The sequence below is a fragment of the Streptomyces sp. NPDC096176 genome, assembly GCF_044763255.1.
GTDB lineage: Bacteria > Actinomycetota > Actinomycetes > Streptomycetales > Streptomycetaceae > Streptomyces.
In genome coordinates, this window is record NZ_JBIWFV010000021.1 from 49,431 (window position 1) to 66,132 (window position 16,702).

Consider the following 16,702-nt stretch of genomic DNA (forward strand, 5'->3'; position numbering starts at 1 on the left):
GGGATTGGACAGCCTCACGCGCCCGTACGTTCCCCGGCCCGCTCCTCATCTCTCGCCGTACGGGGGCTGGGCACGCTGACCGCAGTAAGGTTGAGGCGAGCGGCCATGTCAAGGTTGACCTCGCCGTACGGACGCACGTGGGACCAGAACAGCGGGGTCAGGCCGCGCCGGTCGGCAGGGGTGAGCAGGTCCGCCCACTGCGGCTCGTCCAGAACGTCCTGGAGCATCAAGGTGTTCACGTAGACCAGGGCCGATTGCAGGATCCGCAGGCACAGAACGAACATCTCCTGCTCGTCGCGCCGGTTCGAGGCGATCTCCCCACCCATGCCGTAGGCGATCACGGAGTTCGCGCCGTTGGAGGACTCCATGACGTTCAGGCCCTCCTCGATCTCCCTCTGAAGGTCCCGAAGCCGCAGGTAGCGGGCCACGAAGATGGTTTTCTGGGCGCGACCGACCTCCAGCATCGCCGCGTAGGTGGGGTGGGACGCGTTCCGGGTGAAGCGGCGCAGGATCGCCTCAGTGGACGCGGTCCGGGTCCGGATCGCGGTCGCGTACTTGATCATCTGGTCGTACTGCTGGGCGATGAGTTCCCAGCGGATCGGGCGGGTCAGCGCCGGGGTCAGCTGCGGGTAGGCGTCAGGCTCGCCGGCCACCGGCCGGTACAGCTTCACCTTATTGATCCGCTTGATCCTGGGCAGCAGGTCGAAGTTCAGTAGCCTCGTGATGCCGAACCCGATTTCCGACTGGCCATGCGAGTCCGTGTAGTTGGCCTCGACGTCCATGGTGGTGCCGTGCCGCATCGCGCCCTCGACCATCGCGGCGACCTCGGAGGCGGTGCAGTTGATCAGCTGGGAGTGGATGGCCAGGGACTTCTTCTCCACGTGCCAGTAGATGAGCACCCCGCGCCCGCCGTAGCGCGAGTGCCACTCGGTGAACAGGTTCTGGTCGTAGGCGCGCACGTGAGTGGAGTCGGAGGCGACCGCTGTCGAGCCCTGTCCCCACAGGTCGGTGCTGCGGGCGGCGAAGGTGGCGTTCGCTATGTTCACGGCGATGGCGCGGGCGGCCTCCGCCGAGAGGTAGCGGCGCCGCACGTAGCGCAGTTCGTCCTCGGTGTGGCCGTGGCCGCCGGACGCGACGGCCTTGATCCCGGTGTTCGTGCCGTAGGCGTAGATCACCAGAAGCAGGCGCTCGGCCAGGACCTCCGCCGAGAGGCTGCCACCCCCGGAGACGGAGGTGACCGCATCGAGGCAGCCGGTGCGCAGCACCGCTTCCTTGAGCATGTCGATGAGCGGCACGACGCCCCACCGGCGCTGTACCTCGTTCTTGATCCGGCGCAGGTTGCGCGGCTCGGGCTGGGCCTCGGCCGGGGTGAGCCGGATTGCCCCGGACTTCCGCTCGGCGATGTCCAGCCAGGACAACTTGGGCATCTGGTCGTCTAGCAGCGTCAGCTCGGTGGTCATCTGCCCCCGCAACTCGTCGACGAAGTCGGCGGCGTCCAGCGGCTTGCGCAGCTCGCGGTAGTTCTCCTCGCGCCGCTCGGCGAAGTCCTGGGGAAGGTCCTCATCAGGGTTGCGCCACTTGTCGGCGCCGACGACCCAAATCTCCTTGCACTTGAGTTGATCGCGCAGGGCCTGGAAGGCGACGACCTCGTAGACCATGCGCACCACCCGGCGCCGGCCCCGCTTGTCGGTGCGGTGGACGACCTCCGCCCAGTCCCCGCCCATCGCCTTGTGCGCCGGGACCGTCTCGCCCAGCGGGTAGTACGTGGTGTTGCCCGCCGCCGCGTACCGGGCCACCAGCGCCAGGGCCTCGATCACAGGCCGGTGCGTGTGGTTGGACGAACGGAACTCCAGCACGTCCAGCAGCCGGATCAGCCCGCGCCGGTAGTGGTTGGTGTAGGACGCCTTCAACGTGGTCTGCACCGTGCGCCGGTAGACCGGACCGCGGGTCTTGAACTCGTGCACCAGCTCCCGCAGCGTCTGCTCACCACCCGACACCGCCGGATAGACGACCTCGCGGACCGTGCCCTCCGGCTCGCCGATCGACGCCTCGGCGAGCTTGAAGAGAATGTTCTCCTTGCCCGACACCTTCTTGAACGCGTTGACCAGCTGCTCGGTGACCTTCTTCTCCGCCCGCGCCCCGATCCGGTGCACCGTGGAGATCAGCAGCTCCACCAGCGTGTCCGTGATCTCCCGCTCCCGCTCGTGCAGCAGCGCGGCCAGCAGCGTCACCCGCAACGGCAGCGGGTGCGTACGCAGATGAGAGGGCGACTCCACCGCGGCCCGCGCCCGCCAGCCGGCCACCACCCTCGGCGCGACGTCCGTGAACAGATCCGGCGGAAGCCCGATCGCGCGGACCGCGAGCAGTTTGTCGATCTCAGTGAGCATCGTCTCCAGGCTGACGTTGCCGGGCGCTTCCTTGATCTTCCCCAGGACTGGCGGTCCGTCCTCGCCCTCGCCAGTCCCGGCGTCACCGGGTTCGGCGTCGTCCTCCTGGCCGGCGTCGGCGACCAGGGCGACGATCCGCTCGATGCTCTCTACCGTGATCCGTGCCGAGATCCGCGCCGTCAGCGTCTCCTCAGCAACCCGCAGCGCCGCCCTCACGATCCGGTCGCACCGCCCAGGGGTGGGCGGCTCGATGCACTCCGTACGACAACGGGCCAGCAGCTCCACCCGTACCTGCTCCGGCCGCCGCTCCTTGCAGGCGACGTGCTCGGCGAGCCAGGCCGCCAGCTTGTCCGCGTCCGCGACGCTGCACTCACGAAAGCCCAGGTGCTCACGGATCTGCGCACGGTGGTACTCGACCGTCCGACCGCTCCACTCATACGCGTCCAGCTCGGACGCGGGCACCTGTACCTGCCGGGCGACGAACTCCACCGCCTCGCCCGGCAGCTCGAACCGGCCCCGGGGAAACCGGCCGTACTGCGTATAGAACTTCAGCAACACCGCGAAGCCCAGTCGCGTCGCACCGCGCTTGCCGGACACGAGCCCCTGCTCGTCCTTCAACAGCGTCCAGTGCTCGACCAGGTCGTCCAGGTCTAAAGGGGTACGGGCCACGGTCGTCGATGGTCCTCCCGGGGCTTCACTCCGCGCAGCTGTACGACGCTGGACTCACCCACACGGGTGACACCCGCACAAGATCACTGCCGTTTGCGGCTGGTGACAGCGTTCTTACCGGCACCCGCTGTGGTGTGGGTGGGGACCATCCCCGCGGGCGCGGGGAGCAGCTCGACTTCGCGTCCAACACGGGCAACGCACGGGGACCATCCCCGCGGGCGCGGGGAGCAGACTGACGTGTCTATCGCGCATGTGTCGCACGAGGGACCATCCCCGCGGGCGCGGGGAGCAGCCCGGCTACACCCCGGGCAAGGACGTGCACAAGGGACCATCCCCGCGGGCGCGGGGAGCAGGTGGCGCAGGTCGATGGTTCGTCGCGCGTGACGGGACCATCCCCGCGGGCGCGGGGAGCAGGAGGAGTGCATGATGCCCCGCATCAAGCTGTCGGGACCATCCCCGCGGGCGCGGGGAGCAGCGTCTTGCCCGTTCTCCTTCAGGATCCGGGCGGGGACCATCCCCGCGGGCGCGGGGAGCAGTCCTTGATGACCTTGTCGGTCTCGTCCTCCGCGGGACCATCCCCGCGGGCGCGGGGAGCAGTCGACGTCGGCGACCAAGGTTCCGTTGATGCCGGGACCATCCCCGCGGGCGCGGGGAGCAGAAGACCACGTCCGCTGTCTGGCTGGCCCACGCGGGACCATCCCCGCGGGCGCGGGGAGCAGACCGGCGCTGCGGACGTGGCACAGCCCGTCCAGGGACCATCCCCGCGGGCGCGGGGAGCAGAGCGCAATGGGCGACGCCGACCGTAAGCGCTCGGGACCATCCCCGCGGGCGCGGGGAGCAGCTGGGAGGTCCGCGGGATTTCTACTCCGGCCTGGGACCATCCCCGCGGGCGCGGGGAGCAGTGACTTTGAGGACTTCGAGGGTCTGCTCGTAGGGGACCATCCCCGCGGGCGCGGGGAGCAGGCCGTTTCCAGACAGGCGAGTGCTGCCCCAAAGGGACCATCCCCGCGGGCGCGGGGAGCAGGACGCATAGTCGAGCACCAGACGCGGAGACTGGGGACCATCCCCGCGGGCGCGGGGAGCAGGCACACCCGGAATCGCGGTGACCGCGGTGACGGGGACCATCCCCGCGGGCGCGGGGAGCAGTCCCAGCCCGAAGCCCTCTCCGACGTCTCCGTGGGACCATCCCCGCGGGCGCGGGGAGCAGCCGTCGCCGTTGATGCGGTACTGCGGCACGTAGGGACCATCCCCGCGGGCGCGGGGAGCAGGAGAACGCGGCCAGGTCGAGGGTGACGGACTGGGGACCATCCCCGCGGGCGCGGGGAGCAGCGGTTCAGCCTTGCCGTGCCGGAGTGGCCGCCGGGACCATCCCCGCGGGCGCGGGGAGCAGGTCGACACGGAGCGCCAGGCGCAGCTCGCCAAGGGACCATCCCCGCGGGCGCGGGGAGCAGTCTTCGCTGCCTCCGGGGAGGCTGCCCGGACCGGGACCATCCCCGCGGGCGCGGGGAGCAGCTCCGTCGCCAGTTCGTCGTAGGCCGATCCCGGGGGACCATCCCCGCGGGCGCGGGGAGCAGGTCCCGATCGCGACCGCGATCGCAGCCGTTCTGGGACCATCCCCGCGGGCGCGGGGAGCAGACTGCGCGACCTGCAGCGTTACCGGTGACGACCGCAGTTCTGGAGTACTTTCGCCGATTCTGGCATTTCTCTGAAATAGCTCAAAGTGCACACTACCCACGCCCGAACCGGCGCCTCTTCGACGCCTTACTCCAGCCGCGGGGCGGCGCAGTCGCAGGGCTGGGCCCGTCAGGCTTCGGGTTCGGGCGGCGGATCAGGGTTACGCCCTCGTGGTCGATCGGGTGCCAGTTGTGATCGTGACTGCGGAAGGTGAAGCCCTGTTCGTTGTTCGTTGTGTGGGCGAGCAAGGCTCGACCTTGGTCGGCGTATTGCCGAACTTCGTCCCACAGCACGTCGCGGATGCGCGCTGACGGGTTGCCGATGAAGACGCCGGCGGAGATCTCGAGGAGCCAGCGGGTGAGAAATCCGCGGAGTCCTTCCGGGCAGTTGGTAAGGACGATCACGGTCACCAGGTCGTCTCCAAGTCCCCATCCGGGCCGCCGTAGTTGCGCCCTGCGGCGACACTGTTGCCCCCGTCGCTCTGGAGCGTGACGACGTCCCGGTCTTCGCCGGACTCGGTGGAAGACGCCGTGCCAGGGAGGAGGAGGCGTTTGATGTCGTCGACGCAGCGGTCCAGCAGGGACGTCTCGTTGATGCGGTCGCGCAGCGCGCGGCGAGTACGGGGGCCGACGTCCTCTTCGTCCTCCGCCGCGACGTCGAAGGCCAATGGGATGCCGATCTCGGTCTTGTAGAGGTCGGCGATGTCGAGGACGAAGGACAGTTCATGGCCGGAGTGGACGAACCCGAGGCCTGGGCTGCAGCCCAGCGATGCTACGACCGCGTGCGCGATGCCGTACATGCACTGGGCGGCGGCAGTGACCGCCTGGTTGACCGCGTCGCCGCTGGTGAAGTCGCCGGGAGTGTATTTTCGGCCGCGCCATGGGATGCCTGTGCGGGCCGCCTGCGCCTTGTAGCAGTCCTTGACGCGTCGGCCTTCGTAACCGAGGAGTTCGTGGCGGGTGAATCCGGAGGGGTCCTCTGCCGGGAACCGCAGTCGGTACATGGCGCGTGCGACGGCGAGTCGGCTGCGTGGGTTGGCCCATTGGCGGGCCTGGGCCTCCATGAGGGCGGATGAGCGGGTCAGGGCGCGCCCGCCTGCGTAGTAGCGCACGCCCTGCTCACCCACCCAGCACACGGCGGCGCCCGTTTCCCCCAGGACGCTCATTGCCTGGTGCGTGATGCGGGTGCCGGGCCCGAGGAGGAGTGTGCCGATGGTCGCTGACGGTATGTGGGTGGTTCCGTCGGCGTCCTCGGCGGTGATGGCGTTGGCGTCCCGGTGCACGGTGCATCGCTCGAGGTAGACGAAGGAGAGCCGTTCGCCGGTGCGGGTCAGGTGGCGTGGGGTGAGGGCGGTACGCCGGGAGACTGTCGTCACCGTCTCACCCCGTCACGCTGAGCGGGGCAAGAGTGAGCAGGCCGCAGCCGTAGGCCTTGGCCTTGCCGATCCCCTGTGTGAGGGTGCGACGCAGGAGTGTGGGGTCGGTGACTTCGAGCTGGCCGTCGAAGGTGACGGTGACCAGGCTGACGGGCGGTTTGCGGCTGCCCGGGCCGGCGCTGCGGGACTTGTCGAAGGCGAGGGACCGCTTGTCGCGGACGGCCAGTTCGTACCGGTCGCCGTGGTGCGGCTGCCGGGTGTGGGTGGTGCCGGCGGGCAGCAGGCGCTTGTCGTCCGGTTTCTCGAGGACGCGGAAGCCGCACGGTTCCTGTCTCTGGAGAAGCCAGCTCATTTGATGCACCGGGGTGAGGTGCGCCGTGCGCTTGGTCGGTTCGCCGTCCTTGCGGCGGGCGTGGTGGACCGGGTTGGCGGTGAGTCTGAACGCCCACCGGTCTCCGGGGGCCAGCCGATCGAGGAACGGGCCGTAGGGCCTGCTCTCCCAGCCGGGCCGGTCCGGGTCCGCGGCAGCCGCTGCAGGCCAGCCGGCCTGCTCGACGAGGTGGGTCAGATCGGGCCGGTCGGGGCTGACCACGTACAGCATGACCTCGGCTCGCGCTGTCTGGTCCGGGCGCCACAGCACGCGTGGCGCGTCGGGCGTAGGTGTGTCTGTGGGCAGGAGCGCGGGGAAGGACGACATGACGGCGGCGTGCATGGCCTGCGGCGAGGAGAGGAGGTGGCGGGCGCCGGGGCGCGCGGTGTTCACGCGGAAGCGGGTGAGGAACATCAGGCGCTCTCTTCGTCCAGGGCGTCGAACGGGTCGTGCCGCGGCAGTTGCCGGCCGGATGGGTTGGGGATGCGCACGCAGTCGCTGAGCTGAGTTCGCAGGGCGTGGCGGCGGTGTTCGGCGGCAAAGCTGAGGGGCTGGTCGCGCAGGACGTCGGCGGCCTGCTGCTCGTCCTCGCTCGCTTCGCGCAGCACGGTCAGCTCGATCTCGTTCCGGCCGCGGTACTGCCTGCGGTACCAGGCGGATGCCTGCCACGGCACCTCGCGCAGTACGTCCGTCAGGCCGCCTTCGTGGAGTCCGAGTTCGACGGGCAGGGAGGGCGGGCAGGAGCGGCGGCCGAGGAACGGCGCGTAGACGGGGGCGCGCAGCGCGGCGTGGAGTTCGCTGAGGAGCGGGCGGTCGCCTTCGAGGGCGGCGACGAAGACGGCGTCGGCGAGGTAGAAGCGCTCGGACAGCGGCATGGACTTGCCGGTGACGCTGTGGTGCGCGGTGTGGAAGTCTCGTACTCGGGTGCCGGGCTGGTCGATCCGTACGCCGAACTTCAGTGCGGCCAGCGGTGCGAGCCTCTCGTCGTCGCCGCGTTCGATACCGGCGGCGGCGGCGAGCATGCCGATGACGCCGCTCTTGGTCGGTGCGGCTTCGGTGGTGCGGCGGGTGAATCGGGCCGAGGCCCCCCAGGACTGCAGGGGGCCCGCGAGCCGCAGGGTGAGCACGCTCATGCGGGCTTCTCCAGGCGCTCTGCCACTGCCTGGCCGACGGCGGCGACGAGCTCGCCGATGTTCTGCGACTCGGTACCGATCCCGGAAAGCTTCAACGTGTTCGGGCCGACGCGAAGCACCCAGGTGGCGGTGGAGTCCTCGTCGCCGTAGGCGCGCTCGATGTCGGGGATGTATTCGGCCAGGCGCTCGGACGCCTCGCGGACGTGCCCGCCCGTCTCGCCGCGTACCGGTTCCTCGAAGGCGGCGACGAAGCTGACGGGCCGGGTGGTGCGCATTTTGACGATCACGGCGTCGGGCAGCGTGTGGTGCCCGAAGGTGTTGATCTTGCCGGTGGGCAGGGAGGCGACGAAGCCGTGCACGAAGGCCTCGACGGCGCGGCGGACGGGGTCGGTGCGCGGCTCGTCCTCTCGCAGGCCCTGGCCGAGGTTGGCGGCGAGCTGGTGAACGCCGAGGGCGGCGTAGCGGTAGAGGGTGGCGGAGTTGAAGTCGACGGTGCCGATCATGCCGGCGCCGGTCTCCTCGGCGGTGTTCTCGTCGTCGACGGCGGTGTAGTAGTCGGACTCGGTCTCGACGCGGTGGACGCTGATGGCGTGGGCGACCTGGACGGCGGCGTCGACGCTGATGTCGGGGGCGTCGGCGACCATGCGGCCGAAGAGCGCGATGTCGACGGAGTGGCGGGTGTCAGCGAGTTCCTTGGCCTTGTCCTTGTTCTTCTTGTCCGCCAGGAAGGCCGTGATGTCGGCGGCGCCGTCGACGGCGAGGCGGGCTAGGGCGTCGAGTTGGCGGGCGCTGAGGAACACCAGGTACTTCGCCTCGGGTGTCGGGGCCGGCTCGCCTTCCTTGGCGGCCGTCGCCTTGCGCTTGGGGATCTCGGTCTTCAGTCCGGTTGCCTTCACGGTCTCGTCGGCGAGCCGCAGCGCGGTCTCACCGGTGAGCGAGGGGTCGAGGTCGGTGATCCGGTCGGCGACCGCCTCCACGATCTTCTTGGTCCGCACTCCGAGTTCGCTCGCGTCCAGCAGGTGCTCGTCCTTGAAGTAGGTGCGGGTGGCCCGCTTCCAGGCCTGGCTGGAGACGCGGGCGCGTGGCACTCCACCGTAGACAGCGGTCTTCGGGGCGCCGGTGTCGTCGCGGTTGAGGTTGCTGGGCGGGACGGTCTGCAGGGCGTGCACGTCGAGGAAGATGCGGTTCACGAGGCGTCCTTGTCGGTGTCCGTGGTGTGGGTGGTGTCTGCGGCCGGGCCGGCGGCAGAGGGAGTACCGCTGTCCTTGGGCTCGTGCCAGGCGTGGAAGGAGCGGCCCCATTCCCTGCGGACGGCGTCCGCTCCCCCGGGCCGTTGCCAGGTGTAGAGCTGCCCGGCGAGTAGTGCGTAGTCGAGGTCGATGTCCTCGCGGCGCAGTAGGACGACGATGTCGCGAAGCCGCTGGGCGAGGGCGGTCAGGTCGGGGGCGGTGCCGGCGCGAACCAGGCGCTTGAGCAGGGGTTCGTCGATCTCGCCGGGCTTCATCATCCGGCGTACGGCAGTTCCGAGACCCCGGCGGCGGTCCGGCCGGTTGGCCTGGTGCATGCCTTTGGAGCGGGACTGCTGGTGGCAGGCGTAGAGGGTGAGTGCGGCGTGCAGGGCGTCCTCGGCCTTGACCAGTTCGCTCTCGCTCATCGGCCGGGCGCCGTCCGGGGTGTGGTGCAGCGGGCCGGTGTCGATCAGGGTCCACAGGTCGGGCAGTTGTCCGGCCTCACGGCCGGCGCCGCGCCGGAGCCGGGCGAGGGCGGCGACGGCGTGGGACTGGTCGGCGAGGTAGCCCCGCTGCAGGACGTGGATGTGGTCGGCGGCAAGCCGGGCGACCCGGTCGCGCGGAGTGACAGGTGTGCTGACGGTGGTCATGCGGGTGCCTTCGCGGTGGTCTCGGGTGCCGGCGCCGTGTCCGCGTCCGGCGGCATGTCGGTGGAGTCCGGGCGCCCCAGGCCCCTGTGCAGAGCGGTACGGAACCACTTGCCGGCGAGTGCGGAATTGAGCCACTCGGTGCCGTTCTTGAGCGGCACGGTCCGGCCCTGCCAGGCCGCGTCCCCGGCCGCGGCCATCAGCCGGTCGCCGAGCCGGCCGACGATCTCGTACACCTCCTGCTGCCAGGCGGTGCGTTGCGCGTACGGGTCGTCGGTGTCCGACAGGCGGGTGAGCCACCTGCGGTACGGGGCCTCGAGGAGCCCGTAGGCGAGATCGCGGGCCGTGGAGCGTGGCCCGTCGCTCTCGGTGCCGGCCGCGCGGGCAAGGTTGGTGGCGAGGTCGCCGAGCGCGTTGACCGCAAGGTCGGCATCCGTGACGGCTGCCACCGCCTGCTCGGCGTAGCGCCGGTCCTGCTCGTGGAGGAGGACGACGGCCATGGACACGTGGTCGTCGACGATCTCGTCGATCACGGACTGCTGCGTGCCGTAGACGGCGCCGACGATCCGGGCCCGGACGAGGAAGCCACGCGGCAGCTCTCCTTCCGTCACCAGGCGGGCCACCCACTCCAGGATCCCCGGACGCAAGTAGGCAGCCGCTTCCGGGCCTTGGGCCGGGCCGGGCTCGCCTGCAACTAGTGAGCCGATCCCGCGCCAGGCGGAACGTTCGGGAGCGTGCTCGCGCGGCAGATAGACCGGACTCTTCTTGAGCTTCTTCTCCTGAGGTTTGCTGCGCCGCCAGGCGGTCATCGGCTCCCGGTGCTGACGGTCGCGCGCGGTGAGCGGGTCGCCGTAGCCGAGGACGACACCGTGCACGCCGGTCTCATCGAAGTGAAGGCGCAGGCGCCGTGTCTGCCACGTGTACAGGTCCCGTACGCCGGTCGGGGGGCGCTCCGAGCCGCCCGGGCCGCACGGCTCCCGGCGCCAGGCGGGGGCGTCCTGGCCGTCGATCTGCAGGTTGGGGCTGTCGGCGGCCACCAGGTTCAGCAGCAGCGTCTCGCGCAGGGTGCGGCCCTCGACGAAGACGCCGCCGAGGTTCCCGGCCCAGCCGACGCCGAGCGGGTAGACCTTGCCGCCCTTGGCGCGCTTATCGCCCTCCACACCGGTCTTGATGCCGGAGGTGTCGTAGGCGTGCGCGTGGACGACCCAGCGGGCCGCCTCGGCAAACGTGAGCCGCTCGACGGTGGGCATGCGGGCGGTGAAGAACGGTTCTCCGTTGGGAACGTCGGCCACGATCCGGTTGAGGGAGAACACCTCGTCCTTCGCGGTGCGCAGCCCAGCGGTCTGGAAGAACGGCGCGTCGGCATCCAGGAGGTCGAACCGTCCTCGGTGCGCATCGAGATACGCCCGCACCGGAGCGAAGCAGCCCTCCTCGTCCCACAGCTCCGCCCACACGTCGATGTCCTGAGGTCCCTCGAGCGCATCGTGCGCGAGCGCGAGCAGCAGCCGCATCAGGGCGAACTCCTGGGTGGGCAGGTCCCCGACGATCCGCCGCAGGTCGTGAGCCTGCTCGAACACCTCGCGCAGCGACAGCTCGTCCTGCGTGCCGTTTCCTCTCAGGACCGGGATCCACGGCCGGGTGGTGAGGTCGAACGACAGCACGCCGTCGCCGCTGGAATGATCGGTTTCAGGCACGGGTCACCTCGAGGCCGTCGCTCTTGCTGTACCGGAGGGCGAAGCCTGCCAGCTGGGTCTGACAGTCTTCGTCGAGCGGCAGGATCAGCTGGCCGGCGAGCCAGTGACTGTCCTTCACCTGCCAGGCGCGGAGGTGCAGTTCTTCGAGCTCGTCGATCGCCTGGTCCATGACGTCGGCGTAGCTGAACTGGATCGGCAGCCGCAGTCCGCAGCTCGCCGCGGTGCGCGCCGCGAGGGCGGCCGGCACCTGGTCGGTGGGCAGGTCCAGCCCTGCCAGCGCGCGGCCTTTACGGTCCGGCTCGAGCCACGGCACGGTGGCCAGGGTGCCGTCGGCCCGTCGCTGTACGACGACGACCTCGAGGCTCTCGCGGCTGTCGCGTACCTGGGCCTTGCCGGCCGGGGTGTCGTCCGCGTCGCCGACGCCTGCCGCGACCCAGCCGAACAGCGGTCTGCCGGGTCTGGCGGCCGCGTCGAGCCGGAAGGTCGAGGCTCGCTCGGCTTGGTCGGCGCGGTGCTCCTCGTACCGCGTGCGGGCACTCTCGAGCGCCTGCGCCCAGGCGGCCGGACCGTCGGGCTTGTCGCCGTATGCGCGTTGCACCAGCGGGCTGATGTCCCTCGGCAGTCTCACGGGATGCTCCGCGCCCCCGTCGAGGTGCGGCAACAGGGCGGCCGCCGAACGCAGCAGCGCGTACGCCCCGTACACGGCGACCGAGCCGGGCACCGGCGCGGGCACGGGGGCGTCCCAGTCGACGCCGGTGACGAGGCAGCGGGCCTGGCGCAGCCGCTCGGGCCGGCCGGTCTGCTCCTCGCCGCCGCGCAGGTGCCGGTGCAGGCGCCCCATGCGCTGCAGCAGGAGGTCGACGGGGGCGAGGTCGGTGACCAGCAGGTCGAAATCGACGTCCAGGGACTGCTCGGCGACCTGGCTGGCGACGACGATGTGCGCCGTCTGTGGCCGGTCTTCGGCCTTGCTCGGCGGCCCGAAGCGTTTGAGGAGGCCCGCGTCCTTGGCGGCACGGTCGACATCGACGAAGCAGGAGTGCGCGACGGTGACGTGTGCGTCCCCGAACCTCTGCCGCAGCACAGCTGCTGCTTCCAGCACACGGCGCACGGTGTTGCGTACGACGAGGACGCAGCCGCCGCCGTCGAGTTCTGCCTTCAGCCGATCAGCCAGGACCTCCAGGTCGTCCTCGAGTCGCTCCAGTTCGACGTCCGTGCCGCGGGCCGACGCCGCCGGGCGCCGCATCACCGGCACACAGCCGGGGGCCACTGCCGTCAGGAGCGGATAGTCACCGGCCCGGGATACGGCGTCGAACGAAGCCGCGGCCTTTCCGGTCGCCTTCCCCGCGTACGCCTCGACCAGCTCCCGACGCCGTCCTGCGGGCAGCGTCGCGGACAGCACCACCACCGGCACCCGGTACGCGCCCAGCCACGACAGCACCCGCTCGAGGTAGACACCCATGTACGTGTCGTAGGCGTGCGCCTCGTCGATCACGATGACCTTCCCGGCGACCGCGAGGTGACGCAGCGCCAGGTGTCGGCTCTTGAGCCCGGCGAACAACAACTGGTCGACCGTGCCCGCGACGAACGACGACAGCATGGCCTTCTTCCGTCCCCGCAACCACGCGTGCGCGACGAGTTCGGCCGCAGCGGAACGGCTTTGGCTCGACGGCCGCCACTCACGCTCCTCGGCGCTGTCGACGTCGATGGCGGCGACCCGCCCGCCCTTGCCCATCAGGTCGACGAAGTCGTCGTTGAGAGCGGCCTTGGAATGGGCGAGAAGTACCGAGTGCCGGGTGCCCTCCGGCGCCGGCAGGCGATCAAGCCAGTCCAGGAGGCGGGGGAACATCGCGTTGCCGGTCGCCATCGTCGGCAACGCGAAGAACACCCCGCCCGCCCCGGACCGTGCGGCAAGGACTTCGGCGGCGGCGAGCGCGGCCTCCGTCTTCCCCTCCCCCATCGGTGCCTCGATCACCATGAGCCCCGGCTCTGGCATCGACCGGGCCAACTCGACGGCCGTTTCCTGCACCGGCCGGACCTTCGCCCCGGGCGGAAGGTCGAACCGGTTCGCGAACAGCTCCTGCGCGTCCCCTGCCGGCTCCTCGGCACGCCACGGCCCCGGCAGGTCCAGGCCACGCCAGGCGGCGACGACGCGCTCGGTGCCGGTGCGGGACACGTCCTCGGGGAAGTAGGGAAAGAGATCGGGATTGCTGGCGATCCAGTCGGCGACGATGACCAACGCAGAAAGCAACACCTGGACCGGCTGCGGCAGCTGCACCGTCCGCCACGCCGCCAGGCGCTCCCGTGCGCCGAACTCCTGCGCGCAGGCCTCGAGTAGTTCCTCCTGCACCCGCTGCCACAGCGTCCGGCTCGGGCCGTGCGTCCGCAGCAGGTCGGGGTGGTGGTCGAGGGCCTGGATCTGTCCGTGCTCGGGAGGCACCCCGTGATGGCCGCCCACCGCGACGGTGAACTGCCCGGTCTGCTTGACCGTCCAACCGTGCCGCTCCTCCAGCCACTCACCCAGCAGTACCTGCCCGGCCAACCCGTGTGGCGCCAGCCGCCGGTCCGCACCCATCGCCTGCCGCGAGCGCATCTCCAACCCGTGGGCACGCATGACCTGCGCCAACTGCTCGACCTGGCAGGCGAACGCAGGCGTCGCCTTCCCGATGTCGTGCACACCGGCCAGCCACACCACCAACCGGCGTGCATCGCTCTCCCCGCCGGGCAGAGCACCTGCGATCAGCATCCGTACGGACAGCGGCAGCCATTCGTCCCACAGCCGCCCGGCCACGGCGGCACTGTCCTCCATGTGCCGCCACAGCGGCAGCCACCCGTCGAAGTCACGGTCATGCTTGGCCCACACCGTCAACGCCGGCCCGCACAGCCGGGCATGAAGACCTGTACGGGCAGCCCCCTCGCCTGTCATGTCAGATGAATACAGGGCACACAGGAAACATGAAGACTGTATGGAGAAACTGGGGAGAAAATGCTGCCAGTTCACATCAGGCGGCTGACAGCCGCAGACCGACCAGCCTAAAATTGGATCTTTGGCCAGCCGCCTCTGCAGCAACCAAAGAAAGCGATATGCGACCTTTGCCGGGATCGATGAAACTCATGGAATCAGCGCCGGCTGCAGCGTAAACCCGCAGGTCACCGAGTCTGCTCCCCGCACCCGCGGGGATGGTCCCTGATCGGCGCGGAGATGGATCCCGGTAGCGCGCTGCTCCCCGCACCCGCGGGGATGGTCCCCTTGCTCGAGATGTGCTTCCGGAAGGACCGGTCTGCTCCCCGCACCCGCGGGGATGGTCCCACCAACCGGTTCATCTTCTTCCACCCCGACGCCTGCTCCCCGCACCCGCGGGGATGGTCCCTGGCGGCGCCAGACTCCCGGGACGTCGTGGACCTGCTCCCCGCACCCGCGGGGATGGTCCCATCACCTGGCCCGGTATGCCGCCCGGCGGCGGCTGCTCCCCGCACCCGCGGGGATGGTCCCGTGAGGCGAAAGCCTGAGCGTGACGGTTCGAACTGCTCCCCGCACCCGCGGGGATGGTCCCCGTGACGGTGCCACTCTCATGACGACGTGGCTGCTGCTCCCCGCACCCGCGGGGATGGTCCCGCCACCCAGGTGGACGGAATCCCCACACTGTGGTGCTCCCCGCACCCGCGGTCGGTCGCGTCGAGCTGCCCGAACATCGTGGGACCATCCCCGCGGGTGCAGGGAGCACTGGCCCGCGGTGGCGTGAAGATCACCGGCAGCGGGACCATCCCCGCGAGTGCGGGGAGCAGTCGATGAAGCCCTGGTATGCGGGCGTTCCGTCGGGACCATCCCCGCGTGACTTTATCCACGAGAACGGGTTCTGGCTCAGGTTCTGTGGTGCGGCCACGTTGAGTGAGCGGATCACCTCGTGGCTGACCGATCCCGATGGCGAGAACGAACCCCGGGTTAGTCCCCCGCCTCGGCTGCAGACCTCCTGCCAAGGAACTGCTTCGCTGCCTCAACCGCTTCTCCGTTGAGTTCCTCGACGGAGACTCCCCAGCTCTCCTCCCAGGCGTCTAGGTTGTGCGCGCAGTGCACAAGGGGTTCTAGCTCTTCGGGGTAGCCGAGGTCATAGGCGATGTCTGCCGAGATGAGGTGAGTGCCGGCGGCGGGATCCAGGGATCCGTCGGCGATCTGACCGGCGATCCAGTAGGCCATCGCCCACTTTGCGGCCCGGGGGTCCTCGGGCGGATGGAAGAGCAGACCCAGCTCCTCCAGTACTTGGTCGAAGAGCTCCGGCGCTTCGGGCTCTTCGCTCCGGAGGAGTCCAGCCAGCATGGCCAGGGACGGGCTCTCGACCCCAGCAATCAGCGCGTCCAGACCTGCCTGAATGAGCCTGTCCGACCCGACATGCCTGCCAAATGCCCTCTCACGCGCGATGTGTCTGAACTGATCGAGGGCGTCGTCGCTGGTCATCAAGGTCTTCTCCGTCGGCATCTGGAAGGGGAAGGCTTGCACCTCCGCCGCCGCCGCTGCCATCGAGTTCCTCCCGTCGTCGGTGATCAGGACATGAGGACGCGCTTCCGCAGGAGCGCGAAGCCTGCGCGGCCGAACATCTGGCGCTTGAGCATCTTGACCCGGTTGACGTGCCCTTCCACGACTCCTGAGCTCCAGGGCAGAGTCAGGCCGGCGATGACCGCGTCGCGGTCGCGGTCGATGCCGGCCGCGAGGGTGTGGAGGCTGGGCAGGTCGTCCCGCCGGACGGCGTCGAGCCAGACGGGCAGGCGCTCGACCTGACGCCCGGTGAGCATGGTCGCGAAGGAGCGGACGTGCCCGGTGAGGGCGTCGAGTTCGGAGCAGTGCGTCCGGACGGCCTTGAGCTGGAGTTGCTCGGTCTCGGTGAGGGTCTCCGGACGGCGGAGGATCCATCCGGCGACGGTCCGGGGCGAGGGAGGGACCATCGGGAGCGGAGAGCAGTTTCAGCCTATGCCCGTGCTCCGTTTCGAGCAGGGACCATCCCCGCGGGTACGGGGAGCACACCGTGCCCGGGTCACCGGCCCGGAGGTTGTAGGGACCATCCCCGCGGGTGCGGGAAGCACGTCAACCGCACGGAGAGGCCGGCGCGTTCGGCGGGACCATCCCCGCGGGTGCGGGAAGCACTTCGTTCTTCTCCTGCCAGCCGAGCAACTCGCCGGGACCATCCCCGCGGGTGCGGGAAGCACTTCGTTCTTCTCCTGCCAGCCGAGCAACTCGCCGGGACCATCCCCGCGGGCGCAGGGAGCACGCCGCCCGAGGGACGAGGGCTCCTCGGGCTGGGGGACCATCCCCGCAGGTGCGGGAAGCACACTTCAAGACCTGCAACTTTATCCAAAGCATTGCGGCTGACGCCCACTTATGGCGACTCGGCCCGCATCCGCGGGAATCACGAACTCACACGTGCGAACCCAAGCCCCATCAGTGAGCCCTTTCCAACCTGACTGCAGTGCGGGGGCGTTGGTGGGCTTGGGTTGTACGGAACGACGAAGCTCCTGGTAGACGGGTTCTCGACCA

10 protein-coding genes, 1 pseudogene and 2 CRISPR repeat arrays are annotated in these 16,702 nt (G+C 70.0%); all 11 genes and pseudogenes read right to left on the minus strand.

Translation table 11 applies throughout. From position 1 onward, the window contains the following. Positions 1–14 precede the first annotated feature (14 nt). Complete coding sequence (locus tag ACIQ7Q_RS33775; protein WP_403870909.1) at positions 15–3,056, minus strand: Tn3 family transposase; 3,042 nt, start codon at positions 3,054–3,056, stop codon at positions 15–17. A gap of 141 nt (positions 3,057–3,197) precedes the next feature. Further along, positions 3,198–4,691: direct repeats of the CRISPR family, unit length 29 nt; unit sequence GGGACCATCCCCGCGGGCGCGGGGAGCAG. Positions 4,692–4,783: 92 nt separating this feature from the next. Then, a complete protein-coding gene (gene cas2e / locus ACIQ7Q_RS33780) occupies positions 4,784–5,140 on the minus strand; it encodes a type I-E CRISPR-associated endoribonuclease Cas2e (RefSeq protein ID WP_403870912.1) in 357 nt (118 codons plus the stop codon). Then, complete coding sequence (gene cas1e, locus ACIQ7Q_RS33785) at positions 5,137–6,105, minus strand: type I-E CRISPR-associated endonuclease Cas1e (protein WP_403870915.1); 969 nt, start codon at positions 6,103–6,105, stop codon at positions 5,137–5,139. Before cas1e ends, cas2e begins: the two co-directional genes overlap by 4 nt. 4 nt (positions 6,106–6,109) lie before the next feature. After that, entirely contained in the window at positions 6,110–6,889 is a 780-nt protein-coding gene (gene cas6e / locus ACIQ7Q_RS33790) for a type I-E CRISPR-associated protein Cas6/Cse3/CasE (protein WP_403870918.1), read from the minus strand. Further along, positions 6,889–7,608 (minus strand): type I-E CRISPR-associated protein Cas5/CasD, encoded by a 720-nt coding sequence (cas5e, locus tag ACIQ7Q_RS33795; protein WP_403870920.1) that lies wholly within the window; start codon positions 7,606–7,608, stop codon positions 6,889–6,891. Before cas5e ends, cas6e begins: the two co-directional genes overlap by 1 nt. Further along, positions 7,605–8,798 (minus strand): type I-E CRISPR-associated protein Cas7/Cse4/CasC, encoded by a 1,194-nt coding sequence (cas7e, locus tag ACIQ7Q_RS33800; RefSeq protein WP_403870923.1) that lies wholly within the window; start codon positions 8,796–8,798, stop codon positions 7,605–7,607. The genes cas5e and cas7e overlap by 4 nt, the downstream gene beginning before the upstream one ends. After that, the gene (gene casB / locus ACIQ7Q_RS33805; protein WP_403870926.1) at positions 8,795–9,487 is read right to left on the minus strand and encodes a type I-E CRISPR-associated protein Cse2/CasB; all 693 of its coding nucleotides are present in this window, start codon (positions 9,485–9,487) and stop codon (positions 8,795–8,797) included. Before casB ends, cas7e begins: the two co-directional genes overlap by 4 nt. Beyond that, entirely contained in the window at positions 9,484–11,178 is a 1,695-nt protein-coding gene (gene casA / locus ACIQ7Q_RS33810) for a type I-E CRISPR-associated protein Cse1/CasA (RefSeq protein ID WP_403870929.1), read from the minus strand. The genes casB and casA overlap by 4 nt, the downstream gene beginning before the upstream one ends. Next, entirely contained in the window at positions 11,171–14,101 is a 2,931-nt protein-coding gene (gene cas3 / locus ACIQ7Q_RS33815) for a CRISPR-associated helicase Cas3' (RefSeq protein ID WP_403870931.1), read from the minus strand. Before cas3 ends, casA begins: the two co-directional genes overlap by 8 nt. 233 nt (positions 14,102–14,334) lie before the next feature. Then, positions 14,335–14,852: a CRISPR direct-repeat array (repeat unit 29 nt; unit sequence CTGCTCCCCGCACCCGCGGGGATGGTCCC). A gap of 266 nt (positions 14,853–15,118) precedes the next feature. Next, complete coding sequence (locus tag ACIQ7Q_RS33820) at positions 15,119–15,691, minus strand: hypothetical protein (protein WP_403870934.1); 573 nt, start codon at positions 15,689–15,691, stop codon at positions 15,119–15,121. Positions 15,692–15,714: 23 nt separating this feature from the next. Further along, positions 15,715–16,107: pseudogene (locus tag ACIQ7Q_RS33825) on the minus strand (transposase); the annotation flags it as partial. Between the last annotated feature and the right edge of the window lie 595 nt (positions 16,108–16,702).